Origin of the sequence: Waltera acetigignens, assembly GCF_025567015.1 — a bacterium.
GTDB lineage: Bacteria > Bacillota > Clostridia > Lachnospirales > Lachnospiraceae > Acetatifactor > Acetatifactor acetigignens.
The window spans coordinates 23,587-37,131 of sequence record NZ_JAOQJO010000021.1 but is presented as its reverse complement, the minus strand read 5'-3'; the positions used below and the strand labels follow the sequence as shown (position 1 = coordinate 37,131).

Annotated in this window: 15 protein-coding genes; 10 read left to right on the top strand and 5 right to left on the bottom strand. The window is 50.1% G+C overall.

Features of this window, described 5'->3' with window-relative positions; translation table 11 throughout:
- Nucleotides 1-633, bottom strand: a complete 633-nt coding sequence (locus tag OCV96_RS16790; protein ID WP_262595001.1) for an ECF transporter S component — start codon at nt 631-633, stop codon at nt 1-3.
- A 197-nt stretch (nt 634-830) separates the two neighbouring features.
- On the opposite strand from OCV96_RS16790, the gene coaBC reads away from it, so the two are divergent.
- Both coaBC and trpS read left to right on the top strand, forming a co-directional pair.
- Complete coding sequence (gene coaBC, locus OCV96_RS16785) at nt 831-2,027, top strand: bifunctional phosphopantothenoylcysteine decarboxylase/phosphopantothenate--cysteine ligase CoaBC (RefSeq protein ID WP_262595000.1); 1,197 nt, start codon at nt 831-833, stop codon at nt 2,025-2,027.
- A gap of 135 nt (nt 2,028-2,162) precedes the next feature.
- Nucleotides 2,163-3,251, top strand: coding sequence for a tryptophan--tRNA ligase (gene trpS, locus OCV96_RS16780; protein WP_262594999.1), 1,089 nt, complete (start codon nt 2,163-2,165; stop codon nt 3,249-3,251).
- Between the two features lie 62 nt (nt 3,252-3,313).
- Here the strand turns inward: trpS and OCV96_RS16775 are convergent, their stop codons facing one another.
- Entirely contained in the window at nt 3,314-4,774 is a 1,461-nt protein-coding gene (locus OCV96_RS16775) for a DUF6056 family protein (RefSeq protein WP_119623940.1), read from the bottom strand.
- A 135-nt stretch (nt 4,775-4,909) separates the two neighbouring features.
- Between OCV96_RS16775 and OCV96_RS16770 the strand changes: the two genes are divergently transcribed.
- Complete coding sequence (locus OCV96_RS16770) at nt 4,910-6,061, top strand: SH3 domain-containing protein (protein ID WP_262594998.1); 1,152 nt, start codon at nt 4,910-4,912, stop codon at nt 6,059-6,061.
- Nucleotides 6,062-6,165: 104 nt separating this feature from the next.
- On the opposite strand, the gene OCV96_RS16765 is transcribed toward OCV96_RS16770, so the two are convergent.
- Nucleotides 6,166-6,498: a nuclear transport factor 2 family protein gene (locus OCV96_RS16765; protein ID WP_117466167.1), complete on the bottom strand. Its 333-nt coding sequence runs from the start codon at nt 6,496-6,498 to the stop codon at nt 6,166-6,168.
- Nucleotides 6,499-6,511: 13 nt separating this feature from the next.
- The gene (locus OCV96_RS16760; protein WP_117466166.1) at nt 6,512-7,300 is read right to left on the bottom strand and encodes an SDR family oxidoreductase; all 789 of its coding nucleotides are present in this window, start codon (nt 7,298-7,300) and stop codon (nt 6,512-6,514) included.
- Between the two features lie 184 nt (nt 7,301-7,484).
- Here OCV96_RS16760 and pdxR point away from each other — a divergent pair, with 184 nt between their 5' ends.
- The 7 genes from pdxR (at nt 7,485) to OCV96_RS16725 (ending at nt 13,040) form a co-directional block, all read left to right on the top strand.
- Nucleotides 7,485-8,891, top strand: coding sequence for a MocR-like pyridoxine biosynthesis transcription factor PdxR (gene pdxR / locus OCV96_RS16755; protein ID WP_262594997.1), 1,407 nt, complete (start codon nt 7,485-7,487; stop codon nt 8,889-8,891).
- Nucleotides 8,892-9,097: 206 nt separating this feature from the next.
- On the top strand, nt 9,098-10,120 hold the full coding sequence (locus OCV96_RS16750; RefSeq protein ID WP_262594996.1) for a stage V sporulation protein AD: 1,023 nt from the start codon (nt 9,098-9,100) through the stop codon (nt 10,118-10,120).
- Nucleotides 10,121-10,233: 113 nt separating this feature from the next.
- Entirely contained in the window at nt 10,234-10,485 is a 252-nt protein-coding gene (locus OCV96_RS16745; protein WP_022153424.1) for a hypothetical protein, read from the top strand.
- Nucleotides 10,486-10,574: 89 nt separating this feature from the next.
- Nucleotides 10,575-10,949, top strand: a complete 375-nt coding sequence (locus tag OCV96_RS16740) for a RidA family protein (protein ID WP_118505147.1) — start codon at nt 10,575-10,577, stop codon at nt 10,947-10,949.
- 160 nt (nt 10,950-11,109) lie between these two features.
- The gene (locus OCV96_RS16735) at nt 11,110-11,616 is read left to right on the top strand and encodes a shikimate kinase (RefSeq protein ID WP_022313590.1); all 507 of its coding nucleotides are present in this window, start codon (nt 11,110-11,112) and stop codon (nt 11,614-11,616) included.
- Between the two features lie 61 nt (nt 11,617-11,677).
- Complete coding sequence (locus OCV96_RS16730) at nt 11,678-12,610, top strand: DMT family transporter (protein ID WP_262594995.1); 933 nt, start codon at nt 11,678-11,680, stop codon at nt 12,608-12,610.
- 73 nt (nt 12,611-12,683) lie between these two features.
- Entirely contained in the window at nt 12,684-13,040 is a 357-nt protein-coding gene (locus tag OCV96_RS16725) for a SpoVA/SpoVAEb family sporulation membrane protein (RefSeq protein WP_178048673.1), read from the top strand.
- A gap of 59 nt (nt 13,041-13,099) precedes the next feature.
- Here the strand turns inward: OCV96_RS16725 and OCV96_RS16720 are convergent.
- Nucleotides 13,100-13,545, bottom strand: a 446-nt coding sequence (locus tag OCV96_RS16720; RefSeq protein WP_262594994.1) for a DUF5721 family protein, incomplete at its 5' end; no start/stop codon positions are given.

The window sequence follows — 13,545 nt, the reverse complement described above, 5'->3', positions numbered from 1 at the left end:
TTATGCTGCAGACCCTGCTTTCTGATATACAGGAATGACTTTTGCCTTGATCAGTGCCAGCCCTACCGCTCCGGTCAGGAACGTGGATGCACACATCTCGAAGACCGCATTCACACCTACAAAAGAGCAGATGAATAAAATCGCATTTTTACCACCCATCAGTCCCTGCACATAGGAAGTATTGCCGAACAGCAGTACTAAAAGGGACATGAAAAATGCGGTGTTGAAAAATGCGCTGCAAAATCCGGTGATCATGCAGGCGATTCTGTCTCCTACGGCTTTGCGGCTGTAACGGAAGACATATCCCAGCAGAAATCCGTCCAGAAGTCTGGGGATGAAACGCTGGATGAAGGCCAACACAGGGTTGATGCCAAAAAGCATTGCTCCCATGGCGCTGGTGCCTCCCACGCCGATGCATTGCAAAAAGCTGGTCAATCCGAATACTGCTCCCATGGCGGCTCCGCCTACAGGGCCAAGAGTGATTGCAGCCAGTGCAACGGGGATGACATTGAAGGTGATTGCCAGGGGGCCGATGTTCAGGTACCCGAGCGGGGTATAAGCCATCAGCAAAAGTACCGCAGCAAACAATCCCATCAACGTGAGTCGCATTGTCTTACTTTGTTTGTTCATCATATGAAATTTTCCTCCTTGTTACCATTCTCCCTCTGGGAGATACAATACAAGTTGTCCCGGTGATTCGGGACACTCCTACTGTTTATATCATATCCCGGACAAAAAGAAAAGTGATATTTGCATAAAATATGCACTTATGGTATTTTAGGAGTACAGTTTTGAAGTATTTTTGATAAATCAGGCAAAAGGAGACGACTATGCTGAAGGGAAAGACCGTAGTTCTGGCAATCTCGGGAAGTATTGCTGCATATAAAATGGCCAATGTAGCGCGGATGCTGTTAAAACAGCACTGTGATGTGGAAGTGCTGATGACACAGAATGCCACGCAGTTCATCAACCCCATTACTTTTGAAAGTCTGACGGGACATAAATGCCTGGTGGACACCTTTGACCGCAATTTCCAGTACAGTGTGGAACATGTGGCACTGGCAAAGCGGGCGGATGTGGTTCTGGTGGCACCGGCTTCTGCCAATGTGATCGGCAAGATTGCAAACGGCATCGCAGATGATATGTTGACCACTACGGTCATGGCATGTCCCTGCAAGAAGATTGTGTCCCCTGCCATGAATCATAATATGTATCACAACCCCATCGTGCAGGATAATATCGAAAAATTAAAGCATTTCGGCTATGAGATCATCACTCCGGCTACGGGAATGCTGGCCAACGGCGATATCGGTGACGGCAGAATGCCGGAGGAGTCCGTACTGTTCGAAGCCGTGTTGAGGGAGATCGCCTGCGAGAAGGATCTGGCGGGCAAAAAGGTGCTGATCTCCGCAGGTGCCACCAGAGAACCCATTGACCCGGTGCGTTTTATCACGAATCACTCCAGTGGAAAAATGGGTTATGCCCTGGCGAGAGCTGCAATGCACCGCGGCGCAGAAGTGACGGTGGTGGCAGCCCATACGGATGTGGAGCCGCCTTTGTTTGTAAATGTGGTGCCGGTACAGACGGCAGAAGAGATGTACGATGCAATCGTGTCCAGAGCGCAGGACTATGATTTTGTCATCAAGGCAGCAGCCGTGGCAGACTACACCCCGGCAGTGACAGCAGACAATAAGATTAAGAAAAAAGACGGAGACATGTCGATCCCTCTGGTGCGGACGAAGGATATTTTGAAGGCCCTTGGGGAAAACAAGAGACCGGGACAGATTTTGTGTGGATTTTCCATGGAGACGGAAAATGTGCTGGAGAATTCCCGGAAGAAGCTGGAGAGCAAGCACTGTGACATGATCTGTGCCAACAGTTTGAAGAGCGCAGGAGCGGGCTTTGGTACGGACACCAATATTGTGACACTGATCACAAAGAATTCCGAGGAGAGTCTGGAACTGATGAGCAAGGAACAGGTGGCACATAAAATTCTGGATAAGCTGCTTGCAATAGTTCAGCCATAGAACAGCAGAATGAATGCGAGGGGGCTTGCACACAAAGCGTTAATTCTGTAGAAAAATCATTTGCTTCTATGCAAAAAGATGGTATGATAGAAGCAATGACGTATAGCCGCGTAGACGGCGGATTGAGAGGACGAAATGGACAAAATTATTTTGACAGGTGACAGACCCACCGGAAGATTACATGTGGGACATTATGCAGGCTCCCTGAGAAGACGTGTAGAGCTGCAGAATTCCGGCGAATATAAGAAGACTTTTATCATGATCGCAGACGCACAGGCGCTGACGGATAATATCGAGAATCCCGAGAAGGTGCGCCAGAATATTATTGAAGTGGCGCTGGACTACATGTCCTGCGGACTGGATCCCAGCAAGGCAACGATCTTCATTCAGTCTCAGATCTCCGAATTGTGCGAGCTGACCTTCTATTACATGGATTTGGTAACCGTAGCCAGATTACAGAGAAACCCGACCGTAAAGAGTGAGATTCAGATGCGTAACTTCGAAGCCAGCATCCCTGTGGGATTTTTTACCTATCCCATCAGCCAGGCTTCCGATATTACCGCTTTCAAGGCGACCACCGTTCCCGTAGGTGGTGACCAGCTGCCCATGATCGAACAGACCAGAGAGATCGTACACAAATTCAACACCGTATATGCACCGGTACTGGTAGAGCCCAAGGCACTGCTGCCTGAAAATGAGGCATGTCAGCGACTGCCCGGCATCGATGGCAAGGCGAAAATGAGTAAATCCCTTGGCAACTGCATCTATCTGGCAGACAGCGCAGACGATGTACGCACCAAGATCATGAGCATGTACACCGATCCCGAGCATCTGTTGGTCAGCGATCCCGGACATCTGGAGGGCAACACGGTATTCACTTACCTGGATGCTTTCTGCAAGCCGGAGCACTTCGAGAGATACCTGCCGGATTACGCAAATCTGGACGAGTTAAAGGCGCATTATACCAGAGGCGGTCTGGGTGACGTGAAGGTGAAGAAGTTCCTGAACAACGTAATGCAGGAGACCTTGGAGCCCATCCGTAACCGTAGAAAAGAACTGGAGAAGGATATTCCCGCAGTATATGAGATCCTGAAGAAGGGCAGTGACGAGGCCCGTGGAGTGGCAGCACAGACCCTGTCTGAGGTAAAGAGCGCTATGCGTATCAATTACTTCGACGATGCAGAACTGATCCGTATGCAGAGTGAGAAGTACGAAGGACAATAAGAATAGTAAAAGATAACAAAAGGACGTTTCCGGAAAAACCGGAAGCGTCCTTTTTTGGGGGATTAATTGCTGTAATCTACGTATATGGAATTTTTTCCAAAGTATTGTGCGGTCTTTTTACTGGTGGGATCCTCCGGGTCTCCGGGGAGATCACCGGTATAGATCATGGCAGGCTGATGGATAAACGGCGTCAGAACCACATCCGTAATCTCCGGGTCATTCAGGAGAAGAAGACGTTCTTCGTATTCTGCAGCATAGGCAGCGGCTTCACCGTTTGTCAGCATCCGGATCGCTTTTGCGGCGGAGGTCTCCTGCCATACTCCGGTGAAAAGGATGACGGCCAACAGGACCGTCATGGCGACATAACGGGCAATTTTCAACTTGCCGAGGACCGCCATTTTCTCCGGAGTATTCTGACGCATTCGCAGCTTCCGGACTATATATCCGAGCCAGTAGAAGAACACAGCAAAACTGATCAGCAGAAACGTATAGTAGACAATGGCTACGGCCCGGCCGGGTCCTGTGGAGTTCATGGTATAGAACAGAGGACAGGACATGGAGCAGAACAATCCGTAGGAATATCCGGTAAAAAGGAGGGGATGGGAGAAAAATCCCCAGTTTTTCTTCTGTAAAATGCGCAGGAAGACCGGCAGCAGAAGCAGGGCGGCAAGCAGCCACCACAGTCCGGTCCAGGCGAAGGTATAGCGGACACCCTGCAACAGGCACTTTGCAATGGCTTTCCACGCGGGAATTTTCCACATACCGTCCTGCCGCACCTGATTGCCGGGGGCCATGGCACTGACGGCAAAAGATAGCAGGAGAACAGCGGAGGTAATTCCGCAGACATAAGTCTTTTTATTTCTCTGCAACAGCAGTAGAAAGGTTACGGTTACCACAAACAGCATGCAGGGGAGAAGGGACACGTAATTGCCACCGCCTAAGAAAATTGCGAACAGGAGAAGCGGAAGCATCAGTATCTTTTTCCCATTGTACAGGTAGCGAAGCAATGTGCCCAGGAAAAACAGGGTCACGGCAAAGAAACCGGTGTAATACATGGAGCCGTTGTACCAGTAAAAGCTGTCGCTCTGAAAGGCCACTGTCTGGATGCACAGGAAACTGAATACTGAGGAAATCGTGATCCATTCCCCACATGTTCCCGGCAGAAAATGGCAGACCAGAGGCCGTAGCAGATAGAAAATGCTGCCGCACAGCAAAAGAAGGATCACAAAAGTCACCAGATGATAGGCGGTATTGGAGAAGGCATTGGGCGCAAGATACATCAGAAACAGCGCTGAATAGGTTCCCTGCCAGATCTGATAGCTTTTGGCGACACCGGCACAGGCGGCGGAAATGGCCTGTGGTATGCTTCCGGTCTGCTGCCAGACCAGATGGGCTTCCGTACCGTAATAATAATCATCCCCGGTGGGATAATTGTAACGCCCCAGCCATACCAGAGGAACCAGGCTGGCGAGCAGGACCGCAAGGAAAATATAAGGTTTCCATTTGGCAAGTTTATTTTTCATAGAGAATATAACTCCTGAGAGGTTTTTATAATGCTACAGTCAGTATAACATACCTGCAAAGACAGGAAAAGGTACTTGTTTTGCAAAAGAGGGAAGTATATAATCAGCTTAAAGATGGCGGAAGGAGGGTATGCCATGGAAGAAAAGGGTGTCAGAGACCGGAAAAGGGAACCGGAAGAATATAATTTTGACTATGAAGAACTTGCGGATGCAGAGGTGGATTCTGAACAGGCGGGACGACGTGATGATGCTGTATGGGAAACAACCTGTGATACAGAGGATCCGTATACTGTGGAATTGGAGGACTTTACGGAGGATGAGGACTATGGGGAGTACCCGGAAGGGGATGACCTGGATGACTTCGACGAGGGGGACGGGATCGGCTTCCGGTTCCGGCCATGGATGATTCCGGCTTTTGCGGGCATGATGGTTCTGGCGGTCCTGATCTGTATTCCGCTGTGGAAACTGAGCCATCATGACAGAACTACGGAAAATAATGAATTCGCGGCGGTGACAACAGAAGCGCAGAGCTCAGAACAGGCTTCTGCAGAGACCCCGGAGACCGGGATCGCATCGGAAAAGGTGGCAACGGCGGAACCGGAGACTACACAAATCCCCGAGACGGTTACTCCGGAGCCTGCGGCAGCAGTGACAGAAGCACCGCAACCGACACCTACACAGGCTCCGGAAGCACAGCCGCAGCCGACAGAGGCACCGGTGGCAACCGAAGTCCCCGCTACCAATAATACGGGAGATGCTCTTGCGGAGGGAAATTCCATGACGTTCGGTGATGTGAACGAGACGGTCACTGCCAAGGATGTGAGTAATCTTCGCAGTACACCCTATACCGGAGATGAGGGCAATGTGGTAGGGCAGCTGAAGAACGGAGAGACTCTGGTACGCACCGGAAGGAACGATTCCACCGGATGGTCCAGATTGGAATACAACGGTCAGACGGTTTATGCAGTATCAGCATATCTGACCACGGATCTTACCTATAAGACCCCGGAGAAGCCGACATATCCCAACCGCGTCAGCACCCAGGACGGCAGAGTGATCGTCTTTACGGATTGTGATGATTATATTACCCCCAAAGATCTGATCAATCTGCGGACGGAACCAAGCACCAGCGAGGGAGAGAGCACTGTACGCACCCAGGTGCGGAACGGAACCAATCTGCATCGTACCGGCTACAGTGAAGGATCTGGCTGGTCCAGAGTGGAGTACAACGGTGAGATCCTGTATGCCGTGACCAGCTATGTGATCTCTGGCAGTGCTCCGGAATGACCGACGTATTCGGAAGATAGAATGTAAAAGAAGCTGTACCGTAGGGTGCAGCTTCTTTTACATTAAGATTCTATATAGAGAAAAGTATAAGGGGATGGCAAAAATTATTTCGGTCTTACGGTAAGTCTCTGGATCAGACCGTTTTCATCGGTCTTACGAACCGTGGCGATGGCCATGATGTTGTAGCCTCCGAAGTTGGCAATGAACTCGGCCTGCTCATCATTTACGACCTCAGCATCCAGAATGGAGTAGCGGCGGAAGCCGAATTTGTTACGGAAGAACATATTGATGGCCTCTTTTCCGTAGATATGATATTCCTGCTGGGAAGCGGAGGTGGTACAATAGTCACACAGAATGCCATCAGGGGTGAACAACTCTGCAAGTCCGGCAAAATCTTTATTTTCCATAGCTTCTACATATTTTTCAATGGGTCTCATAGCGTGTTCCTCCTTAATATACCTTTTCAGAATTTAACAGTGCGTCAGTACCGCCGTCTACGAACATGATGTTGCCGTTGACACCTCTGGCGGAATCGGATGCCAGGAATACCATCACCTCAGCGATCTCTTCGGGAGCCATCAGACATTCCTGACCGTACTTGGTGGGAATGGGGAGGGCATTCAGTGCCATTTTTGCGGTGGTGCTCATGGTAGCGGTCATGGCAGTATGTACGTTGCCGGGAGCTACCGCATTGATGCGGACACCGTTGGCAGCCCAGGTAGCGGAGACTCTGCGGACCCATCTGGCCAGAGCATATTTGGTGGATACATAGAGACTGTTGCCCACGGAGAGGTTGGTGGAATCCATGGAGGATACCAGGCTTAATACTCTCTTTTCATCACCGATATTGTTCAGCAGATCTACGATATCTTTACGTCCCGCACCCTGGGAAATGGTGTTGGATACGGTGACTACGCAGCTGCCGTGTTTTTTCTTAAGGAGGTCATAGACGCCCTTTGCAATGGCTACGGTTCCGAAATAGTTCAGGGAAATGATCAGTTCCAGATTGCCGCAGGCACCGGAGACACCGGCATTGCAGATCATGCCGTCCAGACCTTCGGGATGCAGCTCATGCAGCTTGTCTACAGCGGCCTGTCTTCCTTCCGGGGTTGCCAGGTTCACGCAGATATCGCCGTCCTTCAGATCGATATTGATGACTTCGTGTCCTTTTTGAAGTAACAGTTCTTTTGTCTTGGCGCCGATTCCGCTGGATGCGCCGGTGATTGCATATACGCCCATGTTAAATCCTCCCTTGTTTTCCGAAGGAAAATCCTGCTCTTCTTGAGGAGCTGCCCTCTTGAAGAGTCACCCCCCTTGGCGGGGGGAGAATCTGTCCTTCCTGCTTGCTTTTACTTTATGAGTTCATTATAATAAAATCTGATATCTTTTAAATAACCAAAACAAGAAAAAAGGAGGATACCAGATGCTGACATATGATCTGACTGCCCGTGGCAGAAAAACCATGTATGAATACTTATATGAAGCGATGAAAGCTGACATCTTGAGCGGCCGGCTGACTGCCGGTGAGAAGCTTCCTTCGAAGCGGGCGTTTGCCGAGCACTTGCAGGTCAGTGTCAAGACCGTGGAGAATACCTATGAACAGCTGCTGCTGGAGGGCTATATCCGGTCGGAGGAAAAGAGAGGGTATTTTGTCAACCGTCTGGAAGTGAAGAACGTCTCCGCCCCAGCCTATGCATCCTTTGTGACCCGTTTCCGGGAGAAAGAATATCTGGCGGATCTGACGGCCAACAATATTCAATATGATAAGTTCCCCTTTGCCACCTGGGCGAAGATCATGCGGCAGACCCTGACGGATTATGATACGTCTCTGCTTAAGACGGTTCCTTTTAACGGAGTGGAAAAACTAAGGGTGGCCATTGCAGAGCATTTGTATCGGTACCGTGGCATGCATGTGTCACCGGATCATATTATTGTGGGAGCGGGAACAGAATATCTCTACAGTCGTCTGCTACAGTTATTGGGCAAAAATGCAAAATTCGGTGTGGAAAATCCTGGGTATCGCAAGATTACGAAACTGTATGATGTGGGCGGTGTGACCTGGGATTATGTGGACATTGACGGTCAGGGAATGAAAGTTGAACAGCTGGATCAAAAGGGTATTACCGTGGCGCATGTATCGCCGGAACATCATTTTCCCATCGGACTGGTCATGCCTGTGGGAAGACGGCAGGAACTGCTTCGCTGGGCGGCGGAGGAACCGGAGCGCTATATTGTGGAGGACGATTTCGATTGTGAATTCCGCATGGTGGGAAAGCCGGTTCCCTCCATGCAGTCCATGGACCGCAACCACAGAGTTATTTACATCAACACTTTTTCCAAGACCATGGTGCCATCCCTGCGTATCGGCTATATGGTGCTGCCGGAGAAATTGATGGAACGCTATATTTCCACTATGAATTTTTATTCCTGCACGGTATCCGGTTTTGAACAGTATGCCATGGCAGCGTTTCTGGAAAAAGGGTATTTTGAACGCCATATCCGGAGACTGCTCAACGATTACAGAGGGCAGCGGGAGCGGATCTGCCGGATGTTTCGGGAGTCACCTTTAAGTCAGATCAGCCAGATCTATCAGGATGATGCCGGGACTCATTTTCTGCTGCATGTGCGGACGGAACTTAGTGACGTGGAGATCAAGTGGGCGGCCAGACAGCGGGGAATTCTCGTGAACTGTCTGTCGGAATATTGCTTTGCGGATGCGCAGAAATATCGGGGGATTCTGGTCATTCACTATTCGGATATGGCGGATGAGATATTACAGAAAGTGATCGGGGCGCTGGAGGAGATATTTTGTAACTATTCAGAGCCATGAAAAACTGCGTTCTGCGAATGCTTGCATTCAGGCAGATAAGCAGTTTTATATGGCGAAGTAACCACATGAGCAAAAGGAAAGCTACGAAGTAGCGGTTTTGCGAATGGGGTTCTGAATAGTTACAATTTTTTGTAATTTATAATTCTTCCCTAATGCGGGAACACTGACAAAAAAGAATGCAGTGTTATCGCATGGAAGGAGAAATTATGAATCAGAGAGTGGGAAGAAGCAGTATCCGTCTGGCACAGCCGGTGTGTGTGATCGCCGGTGCCAGTATCGTGGGAAAAAAAGAAGGCGAAGGACCGTTAGGCACCCTGTTCGACATGGTGGGAGAAGATGATCTCTTCGGCTGTAAGACCTGGGAAGAGGCGGAAAGTAATCTCCAGAAGGACGCAGTCTACATGGTCATGGAAAAGGCCGGATGGAAAGCGGAGGATGTGTCGTATCTCTTCGCCGGTGATCTCTTGGGGCAGTGCATTGCCACTTCCTTTGGTATCTCCGCTTACAATATTCCTCTGTTTGGAGTCTACGGCGCCTGCTCTACCTGCGGGGAAGCACTGACACTGGGAGCTGTGATGGCAGCGGGAGGCTATGCGGAGCATGTGGTCTGTGTGACCTCCAGTCATTTTGCCAGTGCGGAGAAGGAGTTCCGTTTTCCGTTAGATTATGGGAACCAGAGACCTCTGTCTGCCAGCTGGACAGTGACAGGAAGCGGAGCCTTTGCCCTGGGGTTGAATCAGAAGTGCAGAGCCCACATTACCGGCATGACTCCCGGAAGGATCGTGGATTACGGCCTGAAAGACTCCATGAACATGGGAGCATGCATGGCCCCGGCCGCTGCAGACACCGTTGCCCGTCACATGGAAGATTTTCATGTGACCCCGGAAGAATATGACCGGATCATCACCGGGGACCTGGGAAGCGTGGGACAGACGGTATTGATCGATCTTTTGCGGGAAAAGGGAATTGACATCGCCGACCGGCACATGGACTGCGGTATCGAGATTTTTGACGCAGAAGCCCAGGACACCCACGCCGGAGGCAGCGGCTGTGGATGCAGCGCTGTGACCCTGGCGGCATATATCCTGCCGAAGCTGGAATCCGGCGAGTGGAAAAAAGTCCTCTTTCTACCCACCGGCGCCCTGCTCAGTAAGACCAGTTTCAACGAAGGTAAAAGCGTGCCGGGGATCGCACATGCGGTAGTATTGGAGAGTCCGGCGGTGAAATAGGGAAAAGCAGCAGGTCAGAAATGAAACACACTCTTGCAAGCGCTGTAAGTTACTGGTAAAATAAACCTCAAACGGCGAAAACACATTATGCCGGGAATGGCTGGTGAGTCAAAATGCGCAGGATAGAATTTAAGATGGAGCGGCCGGGACTGTTGGAGGTCGGACAGAAGATCACAGTGACCGAGGGACTTCTGCCCAGTAACTATTATTATACGATAGACCCGTCTCTGGCCATGTCCCCCAATATTCCTTTTCGTTATCGGTTGAAGAATCGCGAAGGAGTTGTGGCGGATATCGTGGAGAATTCCAGAGGATTCTACGTGACGGCGGAATTTGATGAGCCGGAGGTAGATATGACGAAGTAAACGCTATGTGCATGCTGCATCGGATTTTGGATGTGCCGGGATCCGGAGGCATCCTCAGGGCGTAATTATAGGAAGAAGAGGAGAATATTATGTTACAGAAGATTTCAACAGACAAAGCACCCGCAGCAATCGGACCTTACTCTCAGGGCATTGTACTGGGCAATATCTTTTTCGCATCCGGACAGATCCCTATTGATCCCGCTACCGGAGAGATTCACGGAACTACCATCGAGGAACAGGCAGAGCAGGTAATGAAGAATATCGGCGAGCTGTTAAAGGCAGCAGGCACCGATTACACCAGAGTGGCCAAGACTTCCTGTTTCCTGGCAGATATGGGCGATTTCGCAGCTTTCAATCAGGTCTATGCAAAGTACTTTACTGAGAATCCTGCCAGAAGCTGCGTTGCAGTCAAGACCCTTCCCAAGAACGTATTATGTGAAGTGGAAGTCATTGCGGAAGTATAAAGTGTAAGTAACCACCATGAGCAAATAGCATGATGTCGGGGTCAAAATCCCCACAGAGGCAGTTCTGCAAATTGGGCACTACGAAGGTTATAAAGAAGAACAAGACGGAAGATCGTCGCTTACAGGCGGCGATTTTCTTATGTAGAGACAGGAGAAACTTATGAAAAATAATATTACTCTGATCGGCATGCCGGGTTCGGGAAAAAGTACGGTAGGCGTGGTTCTGGCAAAGCGCCTGGGCAGACGTTTTGTGGATTCGGATCTGGTGATCCAGGAAAGACACGGTAAATTATTGCATGAACTCATCACGGAACACGGCGTGGAGGGCTTCTGGCAGATCGAGAGCAACGTAAATGCCTCTCTGAATCTGGAAAACAGCATCATTGCCACCGGCGGAAGCGCCTGCTACGAGCCGGAGGGCATGCAGCATCTGCGGGATATCAGCACCGTGGTATATTTGAAGCTTCCTTATGAGGAAGTGGAACAGCGGCTGGGAGATCTGAATGCCAGAGGTGTGACCCTGCAGCCCGGTCAGACATTGAGGGACCTGTACGAGGAGAGAACCCCTTTGTATGAAAAATATGCGGATCTGATCATAGACTGTAGCAGAAAAATGCTGCGGGATGTAGTGGCGGAGATTGCTGAGAGATATAAGAAACAGCCCTGACAAGATCACATAACCGTAAAGCAGCAAGGAACGAAAAATATAAGGAATGGAAAATACAACTATGGAAAATACGAGAACAAAAACTACGAGAAACAGCCTGATCCTGCTGTTAACGGCTGCCATCTGGGGCATGGCTTTCGTCTCCCAGAGCAAGGGCATGGACTATATGCATCCGTTCACCTTTAACGGTGTCCGTTCCCTGATCGGTGCCGCCAGCATTCTGGTGTATATTCTGATCAGCAGAAAGATTGCAGGGGACAAAGCTGCGCCCCTTGACTGGAAACTGAATGTGAAAGCAGGACTTTTGTGTGGCATTTTCCTAACGATCGCCAGTACCTTGCAGCAGTTCGGTATTAAATACACCAGTGTCGGTAAGGCGGGATTTATCACAACGCTATATATCATTTTTGTCCCCATGTTCGGTATCTTTCTGAAGAAAAAAGTGGCGCCGGTGGTCTGGGCGGCAGCAGTCATGGCAGCCGTGGGCATGTATCTGCTCTGCATGACCGAGTCCCTGCGTCTCGGAGCCGGAGATATCATGGTATTTTTATGTGCCATTGCATTTGCCATACAGATCATGACCGTTGACCATTATGCAGCAAGAATTGACGGAACTGTGGTATCCTGTATCCAGTTCACGGTCTGTGGAGTGGTCTGCTGCATCGGAGCACTCATCTGGGGACAGCCCACCTTCGGTCAGCTGCAGGAAGGCCTGGGAGCCCTGTTATATGCCGGTGTTTTAAGCTGTGGTGTGGGTTATACCTTACAGATCGTAGGCCAGAAAGGACTGAATCCTACGGTGGCGGCACTGATCATGAGCCTGGAATCCGTCATTGCCACGATCTCCGGATGGATCGCCTATAAGATCGGATTTCTGACTACTGATCAGACACTGACAGCCAGGCAGATCGCAGGCTGTGTTATCGTATTTGCAGCGGTGATCCTGGTACAGCTTCCGCCGGAATGGTTTCGTTTTGGCAAAAAGAATGCATAAATAAAGAATGCATAATTTTAAGAAAAAGTGCAGAGACTGTCCTTAAACAGATAGTAAGGGGGAAATGCAGAGAATGGATTATATCAATGCTTTCTGGGTGGGCGGCCTGATCTGTGCTTTGGTGCAGATATTAATGGAAAAAACGAAGATGATGCCGGGACGCATCATGGTGCTTCTGGTGGTCACCGGTGCGGTGATCAGTGCCCTTGGCTGGTATGAACCGTTTCAGGATTATGCGGGAGCAGGAGCCAGTGTACCGTTATTGGGCTTTGGAAATGTATTAATGAAGGGCGTGAAAGAAGCGGTGCAGGAACAGGGATTTTTAGGACTTTTTGCCGGAGGATTCAAGGCTGGAGCCGTGGGAACCTCCGCAGCGCTGATCTTCGGTTATCTGGCGAGCCTGCTCAGCAAACCGAAGATGAAGGAGTGAACGTCAGGAACCGCTCCTACGAATGATTCGAAGAACTGGGGATACCCCGGAGAGCGGGATCAGAGTTCTTCGTAGGAGATACCCTTCAGATCAAGATATTTTTTTAATGCCTTGTCCCATGCGGTGTCGGCACTTTTATCCATGGTGAAGACCTGGTAGGCACATCCGGTGGTGAGAACGGTCTTTTCCCCGTCGTAGCGGATATTTAATACCAGCGCCCGGATGACGCCCGGATCGACCTGCGCTTTTTCCAGCATGGCGGCTGCCTTATCGGGCTGCATATGAAGTACGAATTTAAAATACAAAGGAGTGTGTTTTCCCTTGATCAGGTCGAAGCACAGTCCTTTTATTTTGCTCCAGGATTGCAGATCCCAAGGGATGCAGTCTTCCCCCCGTTCGTCCGCGGGATAGAAGTCCTTGTTGATATGCCCGTCGATCGTCACGGTGAGAGCCGTACTGACGGTGGCTTCTTCCAGCAGGAAAGGATCGAAAGTATCCGCTACCA

What these genes read in the sequence shown, in the direction of transcription:
- OCV96_RS16740 (WP_118505147.1), top strand. Translation starts at nt 10,575, where the DNA reads ATGTTACAGAAGATTTCAACAGACAAAGCACCCGCAGCAATCGGACCT.
- OCV96_RS16750 (WP_262594996.1), top strand. Translation starts at nt 9,098, where the DNA reads ATGAATCAGAGAGTGGGAAGAAGCAGTATCCGTCTGGCACAGCCGGTG.
- coaBC (WP_262595000.1), top strand. Translation starts at nt 831, where the DNA reads ATGCTGAAGGGAAAGACCGTAGTTCTGGCAATCTCGGGAAGTATTGCT.
- OCV96_RS16765 (WP_117466167.1), bottom strand. Translation starts at nt 6,498, where the DNA reads ATGAGACCCATTGAAAAATATGTAGAAGCTATGGAAAATAAAGATTTT.
- OCV96_RS16735 (WP_022313590.1), top strand. Translation starts at nt 11,110, where the DNA reads ATGAAAAATAATATTACTCTGATCGGCATGCCGGGTTCGGGAAAAAGT.
- trpS (WP_262594999.1), top strand. Translation starts at nt 2,163, where the DNA reads ATGGACAAAATTATTTTGACAGGTGACAGACCCACCGGAAGATTACAT.
- OCV96_RS16745 (WP_022153424.1), top strand. Translation starts at nt 10,234, where the DNA reads ATGCGCAGGATAGAATTTAAGATGGAGCGGCCGGGACTGTTGGAGGTC.
- OCV96_RS16775 (WP_119623940.1), bottom strand. Translation starts at nt 4,774, where the DNA reads ATGAAAAATAAACTTGCCAAATGGAAACCTTATATTTTCCTTGCGGTC.
- OCV96_RS16730 (WP_262594995.1), top strand. Translation starts at nt 11,678, where the DNA reads ATGGAAAATACGAGAACAAAAACTACGAGAAACAGCCTGATCCTGCTG.
- pdxR (WP_262594997.1), top strand. Translation starts at nt 7,485, where the DNA reads ATGCTGACATATGATCTGACTGCCCGTGGCAGAAAAACCATGTATGAA.
- OCV96_RS16770 (WP_262594998.1), top strand. Translation starts at nt 4,910, where the DNA reads ATGGAAGAAAAGGGTGTCAGAGACCGGAAAAGGGAACCGGAAGAATAT.
- OCV96_RS16760 (WP_117466166.1), bottom strand. Translation starts at nt 7,300, where the DNA reads ATGGGCGTATATGCAATCACCGGCGCATCCAGCGGAATCGGCGCCAAG.
- OCV96_RS16725 (WP_178048673.1), top strand. Translation starts at nt 12,684, where the DNA reads ATGGATTATATCAATGCTTTCTGGGTGGGCGGCCTGATCTGTGCTTTG.
- OCV96_RS16790 (WP_262595001.1), bottom strand. Translation starts at nt 633, where the DNA reads ATGATGAACAAACAAAGTAAGACAATGCGACTCACGTTGATGGGATTG.